This window comes from Marinobacter sp. G11 (assembly GCF_021282325.1).
Taxonomy (GTDB): domain Bacteria; phylum Pseudomonadota; class Gammaproteobacteria; order Pseudomonadales; family Oleiphilaceae; genus Marinobacter; species Marinobacter vinifirmus.
In genome coordinates this window covers 1-22,930 of the sequence record NZ_JAJSPB010000018.1, presented here as the reverse complement: position 1 = coordinate 22,930, position 22,930 = coordinate 1, and the positions used below count along the sequence as shown (strand labels likewise).

Sequence of the window (22,930 nt, the reverse complement as noted above, 5' to 3'; positions counted from 1 at the left end):
TTATTCCAGAGTCTGGCCAAACTATAGCAGTTGTCTGTCCGGTTGGTGTACCTTGGCGACGGAATGTGGCGGGCTGGAGAAAGGTTTATGGTCAACAAGTTACTGGTAACCGGCGGGATTCGCTCCGGTAAGACCGGGCTGGCTGAGCAGAGGGCCAAAGCGGCCGGTAACGACGTGGTTTATGTGGCGACCGCCACTGCAGGCGATGATGAAATGGCACTGCGTATCCAGCGTCACCAGCAGCTGCGTCCCGATCACTGGCAGCTGGTTGAGGAGCCGCTGCGCCTGGGCCGGGTATTGTCAGTGTATGCCAGCGGTCTGGGAGAGCCACCGTTGCTGTTGGTGGACTGTATGAGCCTGTGGCTGAGCAATCTGTTGTTTGCCGACGGCTCCTTGTTCCAGCCCGAGCGGGCGGCCTTTCTGGAGGCGGTTGAGGCCTATCCCGGCCCTCTGGTGATTGTGACCAACGAAGTGGGGCTCGGAACCATCGGCATGGACCCGCTTACCCGCCGTTTTGCCGACGAGCTGGGCTGGCTCAATCAGGCCCTGGCCCAGCGTTGTGATGAGGTGGTGATGGCCGTGGCGGGTTTGCCAATTACCCTCAAGGCTGGTGGCTGATCAGGCTGCGGAACACACCGAATTCGGACTGGTCCACCTGTATCCGGCTGCGGCAGGCGTAAGGGACGGCGAAGCCGGTGAATGATTTCTCCAGCGGAATGCCCAACACATTGGCCAGCACCATGCGAATCACGCCTCCGTGGCAGACCACCAAGACCCGTTTGCCGGCTAGGGTTTGCTGCCACCGATCAAAACCATCGATGGTGCGCTGGTAGAAATCCGTCACAGCTTCACCGCCGGGGGGGAGGAAGTTGATGGGGTCCTGCCAGAAGTGGTTGAGGTGATCCCCATAACGCTCCTGGATCTGCTCTGCGGTCAACCCTTCCCACTCACCGAAGCCGATCTCCCGAAGATCTTCTTCGATGTGCAGTGGAATCCTGTGTTCCTCGGCTAGTTGCTGGGCGAAGCGTCGGCACCGTTGCATGGGTGAACTGACGATGGCGTCCCACCGATCACCCTCGGCGATGGCATCTATCATCTGTTGCCACCCGGTGTCGCTCAAAGGGTCGTCTTTACTGCCCCGGAACATCTGGCCACCTTCCGGTTCGCCGTGGCGTATCAGGTCGATTACTGTGGTGGTCATGGGGTTAGTCTCCCGCTTTGCCGCTGACACCGGCGTCGGTAAAGCTGGCCATCCGGTTATGCAGGGCGCAGGCGGCGCGCAGCAGGGGGACGGCAACGGCCGCGCCACTGCCTTCGCCCAGGCGCATACCAAGATCCAGCAGGGGCGAGGCATCGAGTGACTCCAGCACGGAATTGTGGCCGGGTTCGGCCGAGCGGTGTGCAAACAGAAGCCACTCGCGCACCCCTGGCTGTTGATGCACAGCCACCAGCGCGGCGACAGAGACGATAAAACCATCCACCAGCACCGGGATCCGGCGTGCGGCGCAGCCCATTATGGCGCCCGTCAGTGCGGCTATTTCAAAGCCTCCCAAAGAGACCAGTACCGTCAGCGGGTTCCGGTCGGGACCATGTCGGTGCAAGGCCTTCTCAACAACGCGGGCCTTGCGGGCAATGCCTTCGGAGTTCAGCCCCGTACCCGGGCCAACCAGAGCAGCGGGCTGCTGGCCCAGCAGGACGCAGGCCAGTGCTGCAGCACTGGTGGTGTTGCCAATGCCCATATCGCCGCCAATAAACAGGCGGCAGCCAGCGTTTGCAGCGCGCCTGGCGGCTTCGTCGCCACTGTATAACGCGGCGGAAACCTGGTGCGAGGACATGGCCGGTGATTCTGCCATGTTGGCCGTAGAGGGGGCGATAATCTGGTGTATGACGCCGGGCAATGCCGGTACCTCGCCAACCGTACCCAGGTTAACCACTTCCAGGCTGGCGCCAAGTTCTTCAGCCATCACGCTGATGGCAGCGCCGCCGCTGGCAAAGTTGGCGATCATCTGGGCGGTGACTGCCTGTGGAAATGCGGATACGCCTTCGGCGCACACGCCGTGATCTCCAGCGAAAATCACCATGCGGACCGGATCAACAGACGGCGTTTCACTGCCCGACAGGCTTGCGAGTGTAATGGCAACCTGTTCCAGCTTTCCCAGAGATCCGGGCGGTTTAGTAAGTACTTGCTGACGAGCCGAGGCAAGTTCTAAATGTGCACGGGATGGTGCGGGTGGTTGCTGAAGCCAGCTTTCGGGCAGAGGCATGGATTGTTCCTTGTGAACAGAAAGTGAGGATGGTCTATCTGTGGCTCCATGGTGTCAAGGTAAGGCTCGGGTCGGGTAGACTTGCCGGCATTCTTCGTGAGGGTATGGTCTTGGATGCGTTTTCGATGTCGGTAGCCGCATGCTGTATCGCGGTTTTGGTGGATATTTTGATTGGCGAGCCGCGCCGCTGGCACCCCTTGGTGGGCTTTGGCCGCGTGGTTGCCTGGGTTGAGCGGTGCTTTAATCGTCGACCGCAACAACCGGGCCGCAGTGGGATGATCGGTGGCATTGCCGCCGTGTTGTTGATGATGCCAGTGGTCGCTGTGGCAATGGCTTTACAGGAATTGTTGAGTGGCTGGGCGGCGTTGCTGGTGCAGGCGGTTGTGCTGTGGCTGGCCATTGCGCTGCGGGGTTTGGCTGAGCATGGCAGAGCGGTATCGGACGCCTTGCTGCAAGGGCATGGCGAGCAAGCCCGTGCCGCGGTGGGACGCATCGTGAGCCGTGATGCCGAGTCGCTTTCTGACAGTGGTGTGGCCGCGGCGGCCGCCGAATCTATGTTGGAGAACGGTGCGGATGCTGTTTTTGCCAGCTTGTTCTGGTTTTTGGTAGCGGGCTTGCCCGGTGTGGTTTTACACCGGCTGGTGAACACGCTGGATGCCATGTGGGGCTATCGTAACCAACGCTATCTTTATTTCGGGCGCTTTGCCGCTCGGCTGGATGACCTTATGAACTGGCTGCCGGCACGGCTGACCGCCCTGACCTACGCGTTGATGGGCAACACGCGGCTGGCGATGACGTGCTGGTTTCGTCAGGCCAAAACATGGGACAGCCCCAATGCCGGCCCGGTGATGGCGGCCGGGGCTGGCGCGCTGGGCGTTTCGCTGGGCGGCCCGGCTCCTTATGCCAGCGGCGTTAAACAGCGCCCTCGCTTGGGCAGCGGCCCAGAGGCAACCGCCCGGACAGTTGAAGGGGCTATCGGGCTGGTCCAACGGGGTGTGGGGCTGTGGTTGATTGTCCTGGCACTGTTTGCCTTTGGATTTTGGGCCGGAGGTGCCGCGTGATTCCGTTTCATTCACCGGAGCGCCCGGAGCACGGCGGCAGGCTGGAAGCCGCAGCCCGCAAATGGGGCATACCCCGAAGCCAGTGGCTGGACCTTTCTACCGGTTTAAACCCCGTTCCTTATCCGATTCCTGAAATTCCCATGGAGGTTTGGCAACGCTTGCCCGAGCCGGATGACGGTTTGGAAGAGATCATTCGGCGCTGGGCTGGTGCACCGGCCGATGCGGCTTGTCTGCCTGTGGCGGGTAGCCAGCAAGCCATCATGGCATTACCGGCCGTTCGCAAGCGCTTGCACGGGCTTGGCCGGGTGGCGGTGCCCATGCCGGGTTACCGGGAGCATGGCCATGCCTGGCAGCGGGCGGGTTTTGATGTGGTGGGTATTTCAGCGCAACAAGCGCTGGCGGATGATCTGAGCTGGCTGGATTCGGTGGATGTGGTGGTTTGGATCAATCCGAACAATCCGACCGGGCAGGTGTTATTGCCCGAGCGATTGTTGGCCTGGCGGGAACGGCTGCAGCGGCACGGTGGCTGGTTGGTTGTGGATGAGGCGTTTGTTGAGGGGCTTCCCGATCATAGGCTCGACCCATGGGCGGGCGCAGCCAATCTCGTCATCCTGAGGTCGTTAGGTAAGTTTTTCGGGTTGGCCGGAATTCGGGCCGGCGCTGTGCTGTTGGAAAGTGGGCTGGCAAAACAGTTTAACCACGAACTGGGGCCTTGGCCTGTAAGTGGCCCGACGCGATATCTAATGAAATGGGTGCTGGTAGATGAGGCATGGCAAGCAAACGCATTGATCAAGCAGAAAGAAGCCTCGAACAGATTGTCCGCTCTGCTTGAACAACACGGTCTGGGTGTCCCTAGTGGCACGTTGCTGTTTCAAACGGTACGACATCCTCGGGCAGCGGAAATCGCAGACCGACTCGCTCGGTGCGGAGTTCTGGTGCGGTGCTTCGATTCTCCCGAGGCTTTGCGTTTTGGTTTACCGGCCGAAGAGGCCAGTTGGCGGCGCTTGGCTGACGCTCTGTCGGGAATTTATATATGTCATTGACCACCCCCATCCCGGTTGGTAGTCTTGCCCGCGATTTCAGGTGCTCTGCATGTTCATTTCAGACTGGAGAAAGTCGGGTGAATACATAGAGTGAAACGGGAAACTGGTGAGAGGCCAGTACTGCCCCCGCAACGGTAATCAGGTTAATAGCAATCCGTTACGCCACTGTGTCCTAGGCATGGGAAGGTGATTGCTTCGGAGCACGGCCTCCACCTGAAAGTCCGGAGACCGGCCTGAAAGACGGAGTTTCTCAACTCCGTACACCAGACGTTGCGGAGGGCGACGGCGGTGGGTGATCCTGGCTCATCAGCACTACATGCCCTCCACCCCCGTCTGAACACCTTAATTGTCCTTCGCAGTAACCAAGACCGACCGCGCGGGTGCGTGCGGTGCACTGTGAGTGATGATATGAACCCTTCGAAGGCCATTCCGGCGTTAATTTTGTTGCCACTGGCGTTTCCTGTCACTGCGACTGACGGACAGACTGAAAACGCAACTCTTGAACCGATCGTTGTAACAGCGACCCTAGGTCCGCTGACCGCGGGCGAAAGTTTGTCCTCAGTAACCGTCATCGATGAAGAAGCTATCAGACAGCAAAATCCGTCTGACTTTTCTGAACTTCTGCGTGGTCAGCCGGGCATTAACGTGACGGGAAATGGATCGTTCGGGAAAACGACGAGTGTTTACACCCGTGGCACGGCAAATGATTCAACGTTGTTTTTAGTGGATGGCGTACGTTTACGTTCAGCGACCTCTGGTGGTCCATCTTGGCAGTACTTTCCTGCGGAACTCGTAGAGCGTGTCGAAATTGTTCGCGGTGCAAAGAGCTCGCTTTACGGCTCAGACGCGGTCGGTGGCGTGATACAGGCTTTTACGCTTGATCCGGAAGAGACACCTGCAGGTTGGGTAGAGCTTGGCGCGGGCAACTTCGACACCCAAAAAGGCAGTGCCGGTGTCGCCGCTAGCGCAGGCAACACACGCTTTAGTTTAAGTGGCCTGCATAAGGAAACGGATGGTACGGCGGTGATCACTGATGGTGAAGACCGAGGTTTCCGAAACACTGCAGGAGTCGGGCGGATTGTCCATGAGCTGGACTCTGGTGGCGAAGCCAGTCTGGTTGTGGTTCAGAGCGAAGGTAATACTGAGTACGAAGGCGGCAACATCGATTATATGCTCCGAACTATTGGATTTGGGCTAGAAACTCCGGTGAGTGACCACTGGCGTCAGTCGTTGCAGTTTTCTGAGTCTCGTGACGAAACCGATAATGTCACGCCTACCTTTAGCAGCACTTTTGACACACGATCGCGTGCAGCTCGCTGGGACAACACATTTACTTGGAATGTTCACGAGTTGGTTGTTGGCACTGAATTGATGAATGATGAAGTGGGCGGCACGACTGATTATGCCGAGACCAGCCGTTCTAATTTTGCACTTTATACACAGCTGCGCTTGAATTTCGGGCCGACAGATTTGATGTTGAGCTTGCGAGGGGATGATAACGAAGCATACGGGAAGAACGAAACCGGTAGTATTGCATTGGGGCATGCATTCGATCGTTCCCATCGTGTGCGGTTGAGCTACGGTACCGCATTCCGTGCCCCGACATTTAATGATTTGTACTTTCCAGGTGCTAACCCGGATCTTGAAGCTGAAGAGTCGGCGACGGTAGAAGTCGGTTTCAGTGGCCATTATCAGTATTGGTTCTGGGATACCGCAGTGTTCCAGCTCGATGTCGATAACTTGATTGCATGGCAACCCGCCCCAACACCGAGTGACCCGTTTAATTGGTCGCCAATGAACGTTAACGAAGCTCGGATTCGGGGGCTGGAGCTCAGCGCTGGCTTCGAGCGCGACGGATGGCGCGGTGATGCAGCCTTGACCTTGCTTGACCCTGAAAATCGTGAAACTGGCAATCGCCTTCAGCGCCGCAGTGACAAAACCTTACGACTCGACTTGAGCAAACAAGTGGGCAACTGGGACTTTGGCGGAACGGTGGTTGCGGAAGGTTATCGGTACGACGATGCCAGTAACGATGATCGGTTGTCCGGTTTTGCTACGCTGGACCTGCGGGCTGGCTGGCGCTTTGCAAAGGACTGGTCAACGCGTCTAACAGTGGCCAATGTTCTGGATAAAGAATACAGCACGGCTCGATACTCCAGCTCACAAGATCTGGATTATATCGCGGCAGGCCGCACAGCTATGCTGACTGTCCGCTATGACATTCGATAAATGATCTGACAAAGCCGGGGAGGCGCCAGTGATAAAGCTGAAAGGTTTGGCCGTGATGTTGGGCTGGATGCTGCTGGCACCTCCGGGGCTGGCCGCCCCTATTTGTGTAGTAGATGATCTAGAGGTTGAGGTTTGCCTGGATCAACCGGCCAAGCGCATTGCCACCTTGTCCCCGGGCGCCACGGAACTGGCGTTTGCCGCAGGAGCGGGCGACAAGGTGGTCGCTGTGGTGAATTACAGCGATTACCCTGAAGCCGCCCTCAAATTACCTTTGGTGGGTAATCACACCCGGATAGATCTGGAAGCGTTATTGGCGCTGAAGCCCGATTTGGTGATCACCTGGCGAACCGGTAATCCCCCGGCGCAAATGGAGATGCTGAGAGCACTCGGCTTGCCCATGTTTGCCATTGAACCACGTACCTTCGAGGGCGTTTCCAAAGTCATTGAACAGCTTTCGACACTGGCAGGCACGGAACAGGAAGGTTTCGCGGAAGCAGAACGTTTCCGAAAAGGGATCGCCGAGATTGCAGAGCAGTATCGGGACGCCGAGCCCGTGCCGGTTTTCTATCAAGTTTGGCAAACTCCGCTGATGACGATCAACGATGATCATCTGATCGGTAAAGTGGTTCAGCTTTGCGGTGGGGTGAATGTCTTTGGTGACATGCCGCGATTGGTGCCAAGAATCAGTGCCGAAGTGGTGCTGGAGGCCGATCCTCATGCAATTATTACAGGCAGTGTTGAGGGTATCGAAGATAACCAACTTGATCGCTGGAAGAGTTACACCGGAATGACTGCTGTGGCAAAAAATAACTTGTTCTTTGTCCCGGCATCACCCATCTCAAGGCCGACGCCCAGGCTTCTTGAGGCGAGTCGAGATATTTGCGAAAGACTGGATGTTGCCCGTGAACGCGAGTAAGACCTGCAAACACCCGTGTAAACAGGTGACAGTAAGATGACTCGCTCTTTGCTGGTACTCGGTGCGATTTCTCTGGCCGCGCTGATATTGGCCTTGGCTATCGGCAGTGTGAACATTGCGCCCTCAGAACTCTGGAAAGTCATCCAGGGTGAAGGCAGCGCATTGCATCGTACCTTGCTGCTGGACCTGCGTCTGCCGCGCACCCTTGCGGCTTTCGCGACCGGTGGCCTGTTAGCGGTGGCGGGTGCCTTGATGCAGGTGCTGCTACGCAACCCGCTGGCGGACCCGTACGTGCTGGGGTTGTCCGGTGGCGCCGCTGTGGGCGCGCTTTTGGCGATGCTGGCCGGAATGGGGACGTTGCTGATCTCGGGCTCTGCCTTTGCCGGCGCCATGCTGGCAATGGTGTTGGTGTTCGGTCTTGCCCACGGCACCGGCAGTTGGACCGCCTCGCGCCTGCTGCTGACCGGCGTTGTAGTGGCCGCTGGTTGGGGAGCTGTGATCACCCTCATGCTGGCGATCACGCCCTCTTATAAACTGCCAGGCATGCTGTACTGGCTAATGGGCGATGTTTCCTACGCGCGCACGCCTTGGCCCGCATTGGTGGTTCTGATATTCGCGATCGCGGTGATTTTACCGCTTGCTCGTAATCTGAACGTGCTGGCGCGTGGCCCGATGCAGGCCGCGGCACTCGGGGTGTCGGTACGGCCGCTGGAGTGGACCATTTACGTGCTCGCCAGCCTACTGACGGCAACGGCCGTGACCACGGCTGGAAGTATCGGGTTTGTAGGCCTGATTGTGCCGCATATGCTTCGCCTGGTATTAGGCAACGATCAGCGCATTATTTTGCCTGCCAGCGCCTTGGCTGGCGGTACTCTGCTTGTGCTTGCAGATACCCTCGCTCGCACGGTGATCGCGCCTGAGCAGCTTCCGGTGGGCGTTATTACTGCTTTACTGGGGGTGCCAACCTTCCTGTATCTACTGCACCGGAGCCGTTAATGAGCACGCTGCATACTCGCGATTTGATCATAAACGTGCCCGGCAGAGCAGACGGTTTTCCTCTTAATTTGAGTGTCGAGCCCGGTCAGACGTGGGGCGTGTTGGGCCCTAACGGGGCCGGCAAAACCACTCTGCTGCATACCCTCGCAGGCTTGTTACCTGCACGCAGTGGCCGAGTTGTATTGAACGACGCCCCGCTGATTGAGCTAAAGCGCCGCGATATCGCCCGGAAGCTGGGGTTAGTGTTTCAGGAGCGGCAAGACAGTTTTCCCGCAACGGTCATGGAAACCGCACTGATTGGGCGTCACCCGTGGTTGTCGCCTTGGGAAAGTGAACAAGCTGATGACCAGATCCGTGCGCAAAAGGCGTTGGCGGCGATGGATGTGGATTATTTGTCTGGGCGCTTGCTGAGCACCTTGTCGGGCGGTGAGCGTCAGCGGGTTGCGATAGCAACACTGATGACTCAGAACCCGGATATCTGGCTGCTTGACGAGCCCACCAACCACCTCGACCTACACCATCAGGTCAAAGTAATGAGCCTGCTGAGAGACCAGTCGGTTGCAGGAAAAGCAGTGTTCATGTGCTTGCATGATCTGAATCTGGCCGCACGGTGGTGTAGCCACGTGTTGCTGCTTTATCCCAATGGCGATGCCTGCTGGGGCCCCGCCGACAGTATGTTGAAACCATCCGCACTTGAGCAGTTGTATAACCAAAAGCTGGTGACGGTAGAGGCCGATGGCGCCCCGGTGTTTGTCCCCGTGAGCCCCAGTTAATAACGATGAAAGTGGTGAACTTATGAGCAAATCCGTACCGGCAGTCATGATTACTGGCCCCGCCTCTGGGCAGGGGAAATCCATGGTGACAGCGGCATTGGCCCGTCTGCACCGGAATGCCGGGCGTAAGGTGCGAGTGTTCAAGCACGGGCCGGATTATCTCGACCCAATGGTGCTGGAGGTCGCATCCGGCCACCCTGTCTATCAATTACACCCTTGGATGACCGGAGAAGATGAGTGCCGCTGGCGGCTGTTTGAGGCAGCACAAGATGCCGACCTTATTCTGATCGAAGGTGCGATGGGGTTGTTCGACGGCGATCCATCCAGTGCTGATCTGGCAAAGCTTATGGGTATTCCTGCATTGCCCGTGATCGACGCCGGTGGCATGGCCCAGACCTTTGGCGCTCTTGTGTTGGGGCTTGCTCGCTTTGACCCGGAGTTATCTGTTTATGATGTGATTGCGAACAAAATTGGTGGCCCACGCCATGGTGAAATGCTGAAAGAGCGACTGCCAGAAGGGATTCGCCTGTTGGGGGCTATCCCCAGAAACGATGCCATGAGCATACCCGAGCGACATTTGGGATTGATGCAGCCGGAAGAGCTGGCCAACCTCGACCAGAAGCTGGATGGCGCTGCCCAAGTGCTGAAAGAGGCGGGGCTCGATGCATTGCCGAAAACGGTTGAGATTCCCGCCGTTGAAAGGGCAACTAAACCGAAAATGCTACTGGCCGGTGTTCGTATCGGGATCGCTCGTGATGCCGCCTTCAGTTTTATCTATCGGGCCAACACCGAGCTGTTGCTCGCCATGGGTGCTGAACTGCACTATTTCTCGCCGCTGGAAGATTCGGAGCTGCCGCCCGCGGATGCGCTTTGGCTTCCAGGAGGTTACCCGGAGCTGCATGGGAATACGTTGGCAGAGAATACCGCGATGGCGAATGCCATTCGTGCTTTTCATAACGCGGGTAAGCCGATATTGGCGGAGTGTGGCGGCCTGATGGCCTGCGCGGAAGAATTGTCGGATAAAGAAGGCCGTGTGCATTCCCTGTACGGGTTAATCCCGGGGCGGGCGGCTATGGCGAAGCGTTTACAGGGTATAGGTATGCACAGCCTGAAGGCGGAACAAGGCGAGTTGCGGGGCCACACTTTTCACCGATCCACGCTGAACACCACTTGGCAACCTGCGGCCCACACTCAAAAACAGGCGGGCACGGGCAGTGAAGCCGTTTTTTCTAAGAACGCTCTCGTGGCCAGTTATTTCCACGGCTATTTCCCCTCAGCCCCCGAACTTGTGGCGGCGATTTTCCGCGGTGAGACGCTGACTTTCCCCGGCTACTCCGAGAACGATCATTCGTAATCGACATAACTCGTGAAAGGGCTTCTACGAATGCGATATCTGAAGGTATTTCTGGCGGCCATGACGGTCATGTTTTGGGCGCCTTCAGTGATGGCTGCTACCGTCGTGGGCATTATTTCCGAGCGTTCAGCCGCAGAAATGGCGGCGGGCGCTCATCGGTTTTTAGACCACAACCCAGACCACCGCGTGTTGCTGCGAACTCCCGATCAACTGGCCACCCAGAGCGACCAACAAGTGCTCGAGTTGCTCAAGAACGCTGATGCCATCGTGTTGGCGGCGGTGTTTGGTGACCAGGTGGAGCGCCTTGCCGGGTTGGTGAAAGTCGTCGTAGCGGGTGACGCTGCCGGGCAGATGCCAGTGCTAGGTATCAACAGTGATTGGCGTATTTCACGGCTGTCTCAGCTCAATGGACAAAAGCCATTGGCGGAGCTGAATGCCGCTGGACTCAAGGCCTTGGTCGCCGCGCCGGCAGCCGGAGTTGATGCTGCTGAGGATTTGGTAAACCGGCAGGCCCGGTTTCCCGGCCAGGCTGACTGGTTGGAAGGCCGTGCTTTCTATCAGGGCCGGACGCCGAACCATCTGGATGGCCTGATACGGTGGCTGTTGGCCAAAGCGGGACACGGCATGGATTACGAAAAGCCCAAGCCCCGCGCCAGTATCCGTTATTACCAGAATGGTGAAGCGAGCGTTGAGGCTTCAGCACTGACGCTGACCGACGCCCCCGTAGTCGTGGTTCTTGATCTGGACAGTGGAGACCGGCCGGGAGATCGGGCTTTACTGAACGATACCTGTGCGGCTTTGGAAGCTCGGGAGCTTCAGTGTTTTGCAATCCTATCCCGATGGGGTGGTGCCAGCCTTGATGCCTTGCGCACGCTCGAAGAAGCGATTCAACCCGCAACATTGGCGGGCATTGTCAGCCTGCAGGACTTCACCATTGGCGGAGGTGAGGGCCGCCGGGAGGTTACGGAAGAGTTGATCCGGCTCAACGTGCCTGTCATCAAAGGCCTTAGGCTGGCTTCCCGGACTCGGAATCAATGGCAGCTTTCCGTTGATGGTATCCCCACCGATCAGGTGCATTACAACCTGGCCATGCCGGAACTTCAGGGTGTAAGCCAGCCCATGGTATTGGCAACGGCGGAGCCTGAAGAGATCGATCCCCAAACTGGCGTTGCGTTGACGCTGACACAACCGGTTCCAAACCGTGTTGCTGCATTGGCTGAACGCCTTCAGCGTTGGCAGGTGCTGCAAACCAAAGATAATGCCGACAAACGGGTGGCTATTGTTTATTACAACCATCCCCCCGGGCGCCAGAACATAGGTGCGGACAATCTGGATGTACCAGCTTCACTGTTCCAAATGCTGAGCGGGCTAAAAGCCGAGGGGTACAGCACCGGTCCCCTACCTGACAGCCCGGAAGCCTTGCTCGACCTGGTTCAACAGCGCGGGGTTAGTCTGCCAGATGACCCGCGCTCGATGAAGGAAATGGCGACTGGGGTCCCTTCGATGAGCGCGCAAACCTACCAGGGTTATCTGCAATCTCTACCAAACGTTGTGCAGCAAGAAATAACGCACGGTCCGCTGGGGTATTTGCATGAACGCTTGGAACAAGCCCATGAATTGGGGGAGCAGGACTTGGCTCTGGGCCTTCTGGATCGCGGCGTTAAGGATCTGCGCAATTTAATCGAGCATGTACAGCACCCGAACCGGCCTACCGCCCTCGCCCAGCTTGATCAATACGAAGCGCTGTGGAGCCAGCGACTAAAAGAAGGTGGGCACAAAAGCGAATTGAACGAACAGCGAGCTTTATTGGCCGATACGGGCATACCGGGGCTGAAAGGCTGGGGTGAAGCGCCAGGGCTGTCGATGGTGGTGGACGACCGCTTGATCTTCCCCGGCCTGCGATTCGGGAATATTTTCATTGGGCCCCAGCCACCAAGAGGCTGGGAGGTGGATGAAGAGCTGCTGCACGCGAATACCACTTTCCCACCAACGCACCAATATGTGGGCTTCTACCATTGGTTGAGAGACCACTATAAGGCCGATGCGCTGGTATACGTGGGGCGGCATTCCACCCGTGAATTCCTGCCACGGCGTCGCGCTGGCCTGACTGAGGATGATTACCCTGATTTGCTGGGGGGTAACCTGCCATTGATCTACCCCTACATCGTCGACGGAGTTGGTGAAGGCATTCAGGCCAAGCGGCGTGCGCTGGGCGTGATGATCAGTCATCTGACACCGCCCCTAGCGGTTACTGAGCTGTACGATGACCTGCTTGAAATAAGGCAGTTGGTGGAAACCTGGGAGTCGGCGACCGATCCTGATAGCCCAACCCGTGAGCGGGCGCTGCAAATGCTGCGAGAAAAAATCTTGCTGCTGGACATCGACGACGATATCGAGCAGGAAATTGCCAATGAAATGGGGCTTTCCGCCGATGAAGTTTCGATAGAAGAGCTGTCGCCCGAGATACTGGTTCACGAAGCCGGGCACTATGTAACGGACATTCAGGAGCATTTCATGCCTCTGGGGTTGCATGTGTTTGGGAAGGACTGGACCGACGAGATGCTGGACACGATGCTGACCTCAATGGCGAGCAAGTCGGGTAAGCCAGAACCGAGCTGGCGACAGAGGTTGGCGATGTCACCTGTGGCTGAGCGGAAGAGCTGGCTGAACGCGCTTAATGGTCGTTTTGTAGCGCCCGGGCATGGCAACGACCCGCTGCGAACTCCGGAAGTCTTGCCAACGGGGAGAAATTTTCATGCGTTGTTTGACGACCTGATTCCGACGCGAGTGGCCTGGTCACTGGCCGAGGATTTAGCCGCAAAAGCAGAAAAAACGGGCACCCGACAAAGTAACGAAAGTGATGCATTGGTTCTCTGGGCGTCGGACACGGTGCGTGATGAAGGCGTGATGATTGCCTTCGGCCTGAAACTTATGGGTATCCGCCCGGTGTGGAATAGCCGAGGCATTGTTAATGGTCTGGAGCGACTGCCCGCAGGACCGGGCACAGATAACCCGGTTCGGCGTAATGTGCTCTTTACCACATCGGGGCTCTTCCGGGATCTATACGGAAGCAAGCTGGAGTGGTTGGATCTGGCTTCTCGGTACGCGCTGGCGGGCGCTGCAAAAACCATAGCAACTGAGCACCCGGATTTGGTGCCCGCACTCGATCAGGCTTTGTCGGTTTTACCGGTAGCCCTGCGAGAACGCGGTAGCGAATCGCTGGAAATCAATGGTGTGGCCGCACGCTGGGTGGCTGATACTCGGATTCTCTTAACTGCCGGACAGTCGGCACAGGATGCAGGTAATCAGGCGGCCTACCGGGTGTTTGGCACAGCGCCGGGAGCGTACGGAGCTGGGGTGAACCGGCTGGCTACCCGCACTGGCGCATGGCAGGGGCGGCAGCAGCTGGGCGATGCCTATCGTCGTCGAATGGGGCATGTTTACGGTAAAGAAAGCCCAGGTGAACCGGCGCACGAAGCCTTTGATCGCCAGCTGCTTTCTGTCGACAAAACCTATCTGGGACGATCCAGCCATTTGTATGGTCTGCTTGATAATGATGACGGCTTTGACTTCCAGGGCGGGTTGTCCAATGCGGTTGAGCATTTGCGGGGTGAGCCGCCGGAGAATATGGTTTTACAGTACAAGGATCCGAAGAACCCGACAGTGGACTCGCTTCAGCGGGCACTGCAGGTTGAGCTTCGTGCCCGAAATTTGAATCCCCAATGGCTCGCACCGTTGATGGAGCATGGTTATGCCGGTGCGCGCACCATGGGCAGTGATTTTCTGGATAACCTCTGGGGCTGGCAGATTACCAGTCCACAGGTGCTTCGCTCGAGTGTCTGGGATGAAATTAATGAGGTGTATTTTCAGGATCGCCATGGGCTGGGCCTGAGTGACTTCTTGGCAGAGGGGCACAATGTTCACGTAAAGACCCATATGCAGGCCATTGCCCTACTGGCAGCCAAGCGTGGTTTCTGGGAAGTGAATGTGTTCACCCTGAAGTCCCTCGTGCGTGATTTCGCCGGCAATATCATTGACCATGGCTTGCCCGGAAGCGGCCACACTCGCCCGGATCATCCCTTGATGGACTGGGTTGCGGGCCAGTTAGACCCGCAACAGCGGGAGGCTTTTGATTCCGCCCGCAAGGGTGGATCTTCGACTTATCAGCTCGCACCCCAGGGCTGACATTCCAAAATGACCAGGAGAATACCCATGCGTGAACGCGCCAAAGACCCCGAACGCCATGCCAAGCGCATGGCCGCCAAACAGAAAATCATGCAGGAGCGCATCGCCCGAGCCCAGAAAGAACAGGGCGTGTTGCTGGTGCTCACCGGCCCTGGCAAAGGCAAGAGCAGTTCCGGCTTCGGCATGGTGGCCCGGGCTCTGGGCCATGGAATGAAAGTGGGCATCGTCCAGTTTATCAAGGGCGCTTTCAGCACCGGCGAGGAAGCGTTCTTCCGGAGCCTGCCGAACGTGACCTACCACGTGATGGGCCAGGGCTATACCTGGGACACCCAGAACCGGGAACAGGATGTGAAGAGCGCAACCGATGCCTGGGAAGTCGCAGCTGACATGCTCAAAGACGACAGCTATGACCTGATTCTGCTGGACGAACTGAATATCGCGCTGAAGTACGACTACATCGATCTGGACCGGGTGCTGGACGACCTGCAGGCCCGTCCCGAAATGCAGCATGTGGTGGTCACCGGGCGCGGGGCTCCGCAGGAACTGATTGATCTGGCTGATACGGTCACCGAGATGGGTGTGGTCAAACACGCCTTCAAGGATCAGGGCATCAAGGCCCAGAAGGGTGTGGAACTGTAGATGCCGACCCTGATGGTACAGGGCACCACCTCGGATGCTGGCAAGACCACGGTGGTGGCGGCCCTGTGCTGCTGGCTGGCGCGTCAGGGGGTGTCGGTGGCACCGTTCAAACCCCAGAACATGGCCCTGAACAGTGCGGTCACCGTGGATGGTGGCGAAATTGGCCGCTCCACGGCGTTGCAGGCACTGGCCTGTGGTCTGGAGCCCCACAGTGACATGAACCCGGTGTTGCTGAAGCCCCAGAGCGATTGCGGGGCCCAGGTGATCTTGCGGGGCAAGGTCCATGGCAATATGGATGCCCTGGATTACCACGCCTACAAAGCTGAGGCGATGAATTCGGTGATGGCGAGCTGGCAGGCACTGAGTGCACGCTACGATGTGGTCATCGCCGAAGGCGCCGGCAGCCCCGCGGAAATCAATCTGCGGGCCAACGACATTGCCAACATGGGTTTTGCCGAAGCTGCTGATTGTCCGGTGTTGCTGGTAGGGGATATCGACAAGGGCGGGGTTTTCGCCCAGCTGGTGGGTACGCTGGCGTTGATTTCCGACAGTGAGCGGGACAGGACGGCGGGTTTTATCATCAACCGGTTCCGGGGCGATATTGCGCTGTTGGAGCCCGGGCTGGACTGGCTGACGGAACACACGGGCAAGCCGGTGTTCGGGGTTTTGCCATACCTGCATGGGTTGGTGATCGACTCCGAAGACAGCGTCAGTGCCGCCGGCATCAGTGAGGCCGGAGCCCTGAAAGTGGTGGTGCCGATATTGCCTCGGATCAGCAACCACAACGATTTTGATCCGTTGCGACTCCACCCGGGCGTTGACCTTGTTTTCGTAGGCCCGGATGAACCCATTCCGCCAGCGGATCTGATTATTTTGCCCGGCAGCAAAAGCACCCGGCACGATCTGCAGTGGCTGAAACAGCAGGGCTGGCCGGAGGTCATCCAGAAACACCTGCGCTATGGCGGCAAACTGCTGGGTATTTGTGGCGGTTTTCAGATGCTGGGACAGCGAGTTGAAGACCCGGAAGGCCTGGAGGGTGAAGCCGGCACTACCGAGGGCCTGGCCCTGTTCGAAATGGTTACCCGTATGGTGCCGGGCAAGCAGCTCCGAATGGTAAATGGCGGGCTGACCTCCCATGTTGCCAGCACGGCGGTGACAGGCGCCCTGAAAGGCTATGAAATGCACAACGGTGTAACCGAAGGCGCCGCGCTGGTGCGCCCATTTGCAGAGCTGGAAGGCCGGCCGGATGGCGCCATCAGTGTGGATGGCCAGGTGGCGGGTACCTACATCCACGGCGTCTTCGACGAGCCAGCCGCCTGCCATGCCATTCTGGCCTGGGCAGGCCTTAAAGCACAGGGCGAGCAGTCGGTGGACTACCAGCGTCACCGTCTGCAGCAACTTGATCGCCTGGCCGATCAGGTGGAGCAGTGCCTGGACACAGACCGGTTAAGGAGGCTGTTGCAGTTGTGAGTAACCCGAATGATCCCTTCACCGAGGCCCAGCGCGAAGGCCTGTACCGGGCCATCTTCGAGCGCCGGGATGTGCGCTCCCAGTTCCTGCCAGATGCCATTCCGGAGGAGGTTCTGGCGCGCATCCTGAGAGCTGCCCACCATGCCCCGTCGGTCGGCTTCATGCAGCCCTGGGATTTCATCGTGATCGACAGCCTGGCGGTGCGCGAGCAGGTGCTGGACAGTTTTAACGAGGAAAACGCAAAGGCCTCGGAAAACTACACCGGCGAGCGCCAGCAAACCTATCAGAGCCTGAAACTGCAGGGCATTCTGGAAAGCCCCATCAACCTCTGCATCACCTGTGATCGATCCCGCGGCGGCCCCAATGTCCTGGGGCGTAATTCCATTATGGAAATGGATCTGTTCAGCACCTGCCTGGCGGTGCAGAATCTCTGGCTGGCGGCACGGGCCGAGGGCATTGGCGTGGGCTGGGTGAGCATCCTGGATCAGGATGTACTGTCGAATATCCTGCAGTTACCGGATCATGTATACCCACTGGCCTATCTCTGCCTGGGCTATGTCAGTGAATTCCTGGAGCAACCGGAATTACAGTCCAAAGGCTGGCGTTCCCGGCTGCCGCTGGAAGATCTGGTACATGGTAATACCTGGGGTGGCGCCCTTGATCAGGAGTCCCTGCTGGCCCGGTTAAAGCAGGTCTGACATCGCGGTAGACGTCAGTTTCCTATTGGCGGCAGATCCCTCACCAGTGATTGCAGCTCGCGAGTGATCGCAATCAGCTCCTTCAGCAATTGGGGGTTCACGTCCATGTGGCCCTCGTATTCGGCCAGATTGCGGGCCGAATGACACTTGTCCAACACGCGCCATTTGGCATTGGGTAAGCCAATGGTGTGTTGCAGGCACTGGAAGACAATATAACGGCTTTCGGAACGATACCCGTGCCATCTCAGGGCGGCGAGCGATAATGCGTGGGCGGCGCCATAAGCCAGAGAGAACTGGCTGTCCTCAGACAATCCCTCAATGCAGGCGTCCCGGAGCTTGGTGTCGGCAGCCTTGAGCATGCCTTCGAACTCCCGGGCATTAGGTGGTTCTGCCTTGAGTCGTCGGATCCTGACCAGATTATCGAGTGCTTCCATGCAATGTGTCCTGTCTCAGTGGCTGAAGCGGAGGTCGAGGCGGGGTTGGTCCAGCACCCGGGTGACAAAACTCTGATTGTCTTTGATACGCTGCTCGAACTCGGCGGGAGAGTATAACGTGGGATTGATGGTTCGTTGTAATTGTTGTTCGGCGGGGGCCAGCAGTTCCATAACCTCGCTGTAACTGAGATCGTGGCCGATCAGCATGACATCGACATCGCTGCCCGCATGGGCATCCCCTTTTGCCACGGAACCGTAGATAAACGCTTGTTCGAGAGTATCCGCCAGTGGCGCCAGGGCATTCCGGAGCACATCGGAAATACCAAAGGTTTTCTGGACGATGTGTTTCAGCTCATCGAAGATCGGGTTGTCCGGGTTCGCCTGATAGTGGTTCTGGTTGCCTTGGCGGGTCATGACGACCAGACCGGAATCGGTCAGTTTGGCCAGCTCCCGGACAACGGTGCCGCGCCCTATATTTGCTAGCCGTACCAGTTCATTCAGGTACAGGCTCTGGTCTGGATGGCCGTAGATAAGCGATAGCAGGCGCTGTTGGGTTTTGGTAAACAGTGCGTCACCGATACTGGTTCCGGGCATGGTCAGGTCGCATCTCATGAGTCTCAATATGGGTACTTTAGTACCTGATTTGGGTATTTTCAATCCCATATTGGGCTCTTTAAGTCCCAATTTGGGGATCTCTGTGGAGGGTCTATGAAGTTTTCTGTGTTTTACCAGCAGGCCTTGGCCCGGAAGGGTGGCGAGCAGGCCCTGAAATCCCTGTTGCCTCCGGTCACCGAAAAGCATCGTCTGGCGGAGATCGGCGACGACCGTTACCTGTCCGAGATCACCCGATGCATTTTCAAGGCTGGTTTTGTCTGGCGGGTAATCGAGAACAAGTGGCCGGATTTTGAGGCGGCATTCGAAGGGTTTGTGCCCGCCTACTGGCAGCAGGTGCCGCCGGAAGTGCTGGAGCAGCTGGCCACAGACGAGCGTATTGTTCGCAACATGCAGAAGATCCGAACCGTGCCGGAAAATGCCCGGATGATCATGGATGTGGCGAAAGACCATGGCAGCTTTGGTCAGTTTCTGGCCCAGTGGCCGTCGACCGATCAGGTGGGGCTGCTGCTCTACCTGAAGCGTAACGGTGAGCGTCTGGGGGGGAACTCAGCCCAGTACTTCCTGCGCCGGGTGGGTTGGGATGGTTTTATCCTGTCCCACGATGTGGTTACCGCCCTGACCCGGGCCGGAATACTGGATGCCTCACCGGCCAGCAAGAAAGGCATGAGCCAGGCCCAGGAGGCGTTCAACCGTTGGCACGAAGAGACGGAAATGCCCATCAGCCACCTGTCCCGGATAGTGTCCTTCACGGTGGATAACTGACGATGCCCCCACGTTAGAGAAACAGCAACAGCGCCAGTTCACTGAACACGACAGCTGCGCCCAAGGTGTCGCCGGTGTAGCCGCCAAGCTGGCTACGAAGATAGCTGCCCCAGAACACAGCAACCAGCAGGACGGCCGTTATGGCTGCGGGAATCAGTAACGGCTGCCAGAGTGATAATCCGGCTGCCAGCAACAACACAAACCCCGCGGCCGCCAGCAAACGGCTGCGGGAGAAACCGTCTGCCACCGGCTTGGATTTACTCTTGTCGGGGTCAGTGACGTACGGCAGGCAGGCCATCAATATCAGTGGTGTCAGCCGGGAAACCGCAGGTGCCACCAGCAACGCAAGCCAGATCAATTCAGCCTCAGCCAGCAGAGCTACTTTCAGCAGCAAGGCCATCACCAGTGCCACCGTGCCATAGGTTCCGATCCGGCTGTCTTTCATGATCTCCAGCCGTTTTTCCACGGTATAGCCGCCGCCGAGAGCATCAACACTGTCGGCCAGGCCATCTTCGTGGAAGGCCCCGGTGATAAACAGGTGCAGAATAACCACCAGGATAATGGCCGCCAGCGGGCTGGCCACCAGTGAGAACAGAAAATAGGCGGCGCAATAGCCAAGGCCGAGCAGAAGGCCCACCAGGGGAAAATAGACGCTGCTCTGGTTCATCAGGCGCTGGGAGTAATCAATCCGGACGAGCATGGGGATACGAGTCAGGAATCCCAGTGCCAGCCAGAAAGCCTGCCATTCTTGTGCAATCCGCGAGCGAGGGAGCAAGGGCGCCTCCTTGAGAATTCAAAAGCGCCCATTGTACGTGAGACCAGCAAAGTTTGCGGCGTTCTCAGAGTAGCATCAGTCCAGCCACTCCCCGGGGTTGTCGGTGGTAAAGCGTGTCACCTTGTCCGGGGGTTCACAGCTGTCCGTCATGTCCTGGTCGCTCAGCAGCACGTAGGTATCCCTGTGAGCGGTGCCAATTGATTTTGCGCCGTCAGTGGTGAAGCACGACAGAGCATGCCGATCGGCCACAATGAGGTAACTGTCTGGCGTCTTCTTCATCCAGACCCATGCATTACGATCTTCCTGTTCCAGTGAACTGAAGAAGCTGAAATGAGTGAAATCCCGCTTCGAGAAAAGAATAAACTGTTCACGGAAATCAATCATGCCAATTTGCCCGCCGACAGGCACGAACTGCTCGGCTGCGGCGAGCACATTTCTGGGTGTGCGCAGTGGCTCGAGAATCCGATAACCCCAGGTTGTGAAAACCAGCCAACTCACCATCAGGGCAATGAACCAGCGCCCGAGTGCCCGGGAGCGCCAGAGCGCCATGAGACTTACGACCCAGATAACCCCAAGGGTGAACAACAGGGTGCCGGCTTCGTGCAGTCGAGCCGGATCCTGGGTGTAGTCAGCGACCTTTTCCACCAGACGAGGGTGGTCATTCCAGGCTAGCACGCCCAGGGTGATCAAGACTGCACCAAGCAGCAGATGCAGAGCACTGATGACTGCCCCGAACCAGCGTGCCGGGTTTTGTCCACTCAATGCTGGGGCCAGGCTCAGGGCCAGTGCAGGTAAAACCGGCAGCACATAGACCCCGCGCTTACCAGGGCTAAGGCTGAAAAACGCCACCACCAACACAACCCACGCCAGCAATACCAAAACTTCCGGCCTGTATTTGAGAACTTCACGAACCGGCCGCAGCAGTGCCAGGAATAGCAGCGGCAGCGGAAACCACAGCGAGGGAATCACGCTGGCGAGGTAGTAATACCAGGGCTGAATGTGCCCCCAGGAATCGGCATAGCGCTCGCCGGTCTGTTTGAACAGAATGTTGTCGCGATAGGCCAGGGCCTCGTCGGTGCCCAGGTGACTGACGGCCAGCACCATCGGCACCAGCCAGGCTGCCACAACGGCCAGCATGACCAGGGGGCCGAGGGCGCAGCGCCAGCGGAGTGTGCCCTGAAACCGAGAAGTGTCCTGCAGTTTCAGGGCCAGTATCGGAATGAACAGCAAGGCGGGCAGAAAGCCAACCCCTTTGGTAATAATGCCAAGCCCCATAAAGGCCCAGGCCACGAAATACCAACGCCAGGACGGCTGCACGAAAAAATGCCGGATCAGACCGTAACAGGCCACCATGATCCAGCAGGCCACCATGGCATCAATCTGGGCTCGCTGGGCCTGAATCAGGAACTGGGGTGCCACCATCAGCAGCAGTGCGGCAATGGCGCCGGTGCGTTGGTTCCACAAGCGTGTGCCCAGATCGAACACCAGGCCCAGGGTTAGCAGGCTGCACAGGGCGTTCGGTAGCAGAAACGCGATTTTCAGGTTGCCGGTCAGCCAGTAGAAAAAGGCGATGGCCCACATGAACACCGGTGGTTTGTCCGGGTAGAGTTCGCCGCCCCGCATCGGCAGCAGCCATTGCCCGGAGGTCACCATTTCCCGGGCCACTTCGGCGAATCGCGGTTCGTCGGCGGGCCACGGAGAGCGTAACCCGATGCCGGTCAGAATCATGAGTGCCGCGAAGGCCAGTACCACCAGTAACAATCGGTTGTACGGCAGATTGAATAAGGTGTCGGGTAAACGCCGAAGACGGAAGTCGAGTGTCATAATCGCAACTCAGGAGGGGTCAGATACGGAATCAGCAAGGGTCTGATTGCGCTGGTTGTGATACAGGTAAGCGCCAATGGCACTTGCCAGCGCGAACAGAACCGCGCTTACCACAAGCTGATCGAGACGGGCCTGGCCAATCCCTGCGCCGGCCATTGCAAAGATCACCATCTGGGGCAGGTAGCCAAGAACGCTGCCCAACAAAAATGGGACGAATCGTATCCCGGAACACCCGGCGAGGAGATTGGTGACAAGATTGCTGCCTACCGGCAACAGCCTGATCATGAGTATTTTGAGCAGAGTGCCTTCCGTGAACAGCAGGTCAAAACGTTGCATGCGATCTGAAAAACGGTTCAGGAGTGATGTTCGCAAAAGCCAGCGTGCGACAAAAAAGCAGCCTGTCGCGCCAATGGCTGTAGCGATAGTCGATAGGATCGCACCCTGAATGCTGCCTGCGGCAAATCCCAGAACGAAAGCGAGGACCTGTCTGGGGGCTCCGAATCCAGTGAAAAGTGCACCGAGCAGCGTAATGGCTGAAAGTCCCGCCAGCCCATTACTGTTCAGGAAATCTGCCACGCGATCCTGATCGGTCAGAAAACCGAACCAGTCTCCGCTCATGGTCAGATAGCCTGTTAATACCAGGATGGCGAAAGATAGCCAGCGCAGTCCCGAAGCCATATCAAGCCCGTTCCGTTGCCGGTCGACTGTTGTTCGGATCCTCTAGGTTTGCAATTTGAGGAACTCGTGTGCGGTGAAGTAACCACATACTAAGGAGTTCAAAAGTAAGCGAACATGATGTATAATAAAAACATTGCTCGCGGACTATATCGGATATCAGCTCTTATGCGCCATGACGACGGTCGTAAACTGGACCATAAAACTCTGGAAGCAC

Annotated in this window: 20 protein-coding genes and 1 riboswitch; of the genes, 13 read left to right on the top strand and 7 right to left on the bottom strand. The window is 57.9% G+C overall.

All coding sequences use genetic code 11. The annotated features are described in order from the left end of the window. Positions 1 to 87 precede the first annotated feature (87 nt). Positions 88 to 618, top strand: a complete 531-nt coding sequence (gene cobU / locus LWH94_RS12240) for a bifunctional adenosylcobinamide kinase/adenosylcobinamide-phosphate guanylyltransferase (protein WP_094624414.1) — start codon at positions 88 to 90, stop codon at positions 616 to 618. Here cobU and LWH94_RS12235 read toward each other — a convergent pair. Then, positions 602 to 1,201 (bottom strand): histidine phosphatase family protein, encoded by a 600-nt coding sequence (locus LWH94_RS12235; RefSeq protein WP_232902394.1) that lies wholly within the window; start codon positions 1,199 to 1,201, stop codon positions 602 to 604. The two genes, cobU and LWH94_RS12235, sit on opposite strands and share 17 nt — an antisense overlap. A gap of 4 nt (positions 1,202 to 1,205) precedes the next feature. Next, complete coding sequence (cobT, locus tag LWH94_RS12230; protein WP_442914990.1) at positions 1,206 to 2,258, bottom strand: nicotinate-nucleotide--dimethylbenzimidazole phosphoribosyltransferase; 1,053 nt, start codon at positions 2,256 to 2,258, stop codon at positions 1,206 to 1,208. 131 nt (positions 2,259 to 2,389) lie between these two features. Between cobT and cbiB the strand changes: the two genes are divergently transcribed. The 11 genes from cbiB (at position 2,390) to bluB (ending at position 17,628) form a co-directional block, all read left to right on the top strand. Beyond that, complete coding sequence (cbiB, locus tag LWH94_RS12225; protein WP_232902426.1) at positions 2,390 to 3,325, top strand: adenosylcobinamide-phosphate synthase CbiB; 936 nt, start codon at positions 2,390 to 2,392, stop codon at positions 3,323 to 3,325. Beyond that, positions 3,322 to 4,368: a threonine-phosphate decarboxylase CobD gene (gene cobD, locus LWH94_RS12220; RefSeq protein ID WP_286817008.1), complete on the top strand. Its 1,047-nt coding sequence runs from the start codon at positions 3,322 to 3,324 to the stop codon at positions 4,366 to 4,368. Before cbiB ends, cobD begins: the two co-directional genes overlap by 4 nt. A 58-nt stretch (positions 4,369 to 4,426) precedes the next feature. Next, a riboswitch (cobalamin riboswitch) is annotated at positions 4,427 to 4,619 on the top strand. A gap of 157 nt (positions 4,620 to 4,776) precedes the next feature. Next, complete coding sequence (locus LWH94_RS12215) at positions 4,777 to 6,597, top strand: TonB-dependent receptor domain-containing protein (protein WP_232902424.1); 1,821 nt, start codon at positions 4,777 to 4,779, stop codon at positions 6,595 to 6,597. Positions 6,598 to 6,625: 28 nt separating this feature from the next. Further along, positions 6,626 to 7,513, top strand: a complete 888-nt coding sequence (locus LWH94_RS12210) for a cobalamin-binding protein (RefSeq protein WP_232902392.1) — start codon at positions 6,626 to 6,628, stop codon at positions 7,511 to 7,513. Positions 7,514 to 7,549: 36 nt separating this feature from the next. After that, positions 7,550 to 8,509 carry a FecCD family ABC transporter permease gene (locus LWH94_RS12205; protein WP_232902391.1) on the top strand — a complete coding sequence of 320 codons (960 nt, stop codon included), beginning with the start codon at positions 7,550 to 7,552 and terminating at the stop codon, positions 8,507 to 8,509. Then, positions 8,509 to 9,282, top strand: a complete 774-nt coding sequence (locus LWH94_RS12200; RefSeq protein WP_232902390.1) for an ABC transporter ATP-binding protein — start codon at positions 8,509 to 8,511, stop codon at positions 9,280 to 9,282. Before LWH94_RS12205 ends, LWH94_RS12200 begins: the two co-directional genes overlap by 1 nt. 22 nt (positions 9,283 to 9,304) lie before the next feature. Further along, the gene (locus LWH94_RS12195) at positions 9,305 to 10,636 is read left to right on the top strand and encodes a cobyrinate a,c-diamide synthase (RefSeq protein WP_232902389.1); all 1,332 of its coding nucleotides are present in this window, start codon (positions 9,305 to 9,307) and stop codon (positions 10,634 to 10,636) included. 30 nt (positions 10,637 to 10,666) lie between these two features. Further along, a complete protein-coding gene (locus tag LWH94_RS12190) occupies positions 10,667 to 14,821 on the top strand; it encodes a cobaltochelatase subunit CobN (protein WP_232902388.1) in 4,155 nt (1,384 codons plus the stop codon). A gap of 27 nt (positions 14,822 to 14,848) precedes the next feature. Further along, the gene (gene cobO, locus LWH94_RS12185) at positions 14,849 to 15,460 is read left to right on the top strand and encodes a cob(I)yrinic acid a,c-diamide adenosyltransferase (RefSeq protein WP_230714104.1); all 612 of its coding nucleotides are present in this window, start codon (positions 14,849 to 14,851) and stop codon (positions 15,458 to 15,460) included. Then, positions 15,461 to 16,930 carry a cobyric acid synthase gene (locus LWH94_RS12180; protein ID WP_232902387.1) on the top strand — a complete coding sequence of 490 codons (1,470 nt, stop codon included), beginning with the start codon at positions 15,461 to 15,463 and terminating at the stop codon, positions 16,928 to 16,930. After that, the gene (bluB, locus tag LWH94_RS12175) at positions 16,927 to 17,628 is read left to right on the top strand and encodes a 5,6-dimethylbenzimidazole synthase (RefSeq protein ID WP_232902386.1); all 702 of its coding nucleotides are present in this window, start codon (positions 16,927 to 16,929) and stop codon (positions 17,626 to 17,628) included. Before LWH94_RS12180 ends, bluB begins: the two co-directional genes overlap by 4 nt. A 14-nt stretch (positions 17,629 to 17,642) precedes the next feature. Here bluB and LWH94_RS12170 read toward each other — a convergent pair whose 3' ends face one another. Together LWH94_RS12170 and LWH94_RS12165 are read right to left on the bottom strand one after the other, a co-directional pair. After that, positions 17,643 to 18,062, bottom strand: coding sequence for a hypothetical protein (locus LWH94_RS12170; RefSeq protein ID WP_232902385.1), 420 nt, complete (start codon positions 18,060 to 18,062; stop codon positions 17,643 to 17,645). Positions 18,063 to 18,077: 15 nt separating this feature from the next. After that, positions 18,078 to 18,674 (bottom strand): nucleotidyltransferase domain-containing protein, encoded by a 597-nt coding sequence (locus LWH94_RS12165; RefSeq protein ID WP_227508395.1) that lies wholly within the window; start codon positions 18,672 to 18,674, stop codon positions 18,078 to 18,080. A gap of 96 nt (positions 18,675 to 18,770) precedes the next feature. On the opposite strand from LWH94_RS12165, the gene LWH94_RS12160 reads away from it, so the two are divergent. Then, on the top strand, positions 18,771 to 19,439 hold the full coding sequence (locus tag LWH94_RS12160; RefSeq protein WP_041654455.1) for a DNA-3-methyladenine glycosylase I: 669 nt from the start codon (positions 18,771 to 18,773) through the stop codon (positions 19,437 to 19,439). Between the two features lie 13 nt (positions 19,440 to 19,452). Here the strand turns inward: LWH94_RS12160 and cobS are convergent, their stop codons facing one another. The 3 genes from cobS to LWH94_RS12145 form a co-directional block, all read right to left on the bottom strand. Beyond that, positions 19,453 to 20,214: an adenosylcobinamide-GDP ribazoletransferase gene (gene cobS / locus LWH94_RS12155; RefSeq protein WP_014420199.1), complete on the bottom strand. Its 762-nt coding sequence runs from the start codon at positions 20,212 to 20,214 to the stop codon at positions 19,453 to 19,455. 75 nt (positions 20,215 to 20,289) lie between these two features. Next, positions 20,290 to 22,038 (bottom strand): ArnT family glycosyltransferase, encoded by a 1,749-nt coding sequence (locus LWH94_RS12150; protein WP_232902384.1) that lies wholly within the window; start codon positions 22,036 to 22,038, stop codon positions 20,290 to 20,292. A gap of 9 nt (positions 22,039 to 22,047) precedes the next feature. After that, the gene (locus LWH94_RS12145; RefSeq protein WP_058342309.1) at positions 22,048 to 22,716 is read right to left on the bottom strand and encodes a TVP38/TMEM64 family protein; all 669 of its coding nucleotides are present in this window, start codon (positions 22,714 to 22,716) and stop codon (positions 22,048 to 22,050) included. Between the last annotated feature and the right edge of the window lie 214 nt (positions 22,717 to 22,930).

Bases quoted from the DNA above. Each gene is read 5' to 3' on its own strand.
- cobU (WP_094624414.1), top strand. From the start codon at position 88: ATGGTCAACAAGTTACTGGTAACCGGCGGGATTCGCTCCGGTAAGACC.
- LWH94_RS12235 (WP_232902394.1), bottom strand. From the start codon at position 1,201: ATGACCACCACAGTAATCGACCTGATACGCCACGGCGAACCGGAAGGT.
- cbiB (WP_232902426.1), top strand. From the start codon at position 2,390: ATGTCGGTAGCCGCATGCTGTATCGCGGTTTTGGTGGATATTTTGATT.
- LWH94_RS12215 (WP_232902424.1), top strand. From the start codon at position 4,777: ATGAACCCTTCGAAGGCCATTCCGGCGTTAATTTTGTTGCCACTGGCG.
- LWH94_RS12205 (WP_232902391.1), top strand. From the start codon at position 7,550: ATGACTCGCTCTTTGCTGGTACTCGGTGCGATTTCTCTGGCCGCGCTG.
- LWH94_RS12200 (WP_232902390.1), top strand. From the start codon at position 8,509: ATGAGCACGCTGCATACTCGCGATTTGATCATAAACGTGCCCGGCAGA.
- LWH94_RS12195 (WP_232902389.1), top strand. From the start codon at position 9,305: ATGAGCAAATCCGTACCGGCAGTCATGATTACTGGCCCCGCCTCTGGG.
- LWH94_RS12190 (WP_232902388.1), top strand. From the start codon at position 10,667: ATGCGATATCTGAAGGTATTTCTGGCGGCCATGACGGTCATGTTTTGG.
- cobO (WP_230714104.1), top strand. From the start codon at position 14,849: ATGCGTGAACGCGCCAAAGACCCCGAACGCCATGCCAAGCGCATGGCC.
- LWH94_RS12180 (WP_232902387.1), top strand. From the start codon at position 15,461: ATGCCGACCCTGATGGTACAGGGCACCACCTCGGATGCTGGCAAGACC.
- LWH94_RS12170 (WP_232902385.1), bottom strand. From the start codon at position 18,062: ATGGAAGCACTCGATAATCTGGTCAGGATCCGACGACTCAAGGCAGAA.
- LWH94_RS12165 (WP_227508395.1), bottom strand. From the start codon at position 18,674: ATGAGATGCGACCTGACCATGCCCGGAACCAGTATCGGTGACGCACTG.
- LWH94_RS12160 (WP_041654455.1), top strand. From the start codon at position 18,771: ATGAAGTTTTCTGTGTTTTACCAGCAGGCCTTGGCCCGGAAGGGTGGC.
- LWH94_RS12150 (WP_232902384.1), bottom strand. From the start codon at position 22,038: ATGACACTCGACTTCCGTCTTCGGCGTTTACCCGACACCTTATTCAAT.
- LWH94_RS12145 (WP_058342309.1), bottom strand. From the start codon at position 22,716: ATGGCTTCGGGACTGCGCTGGCTATCTTTCGCCATCCTGGTATTAACA.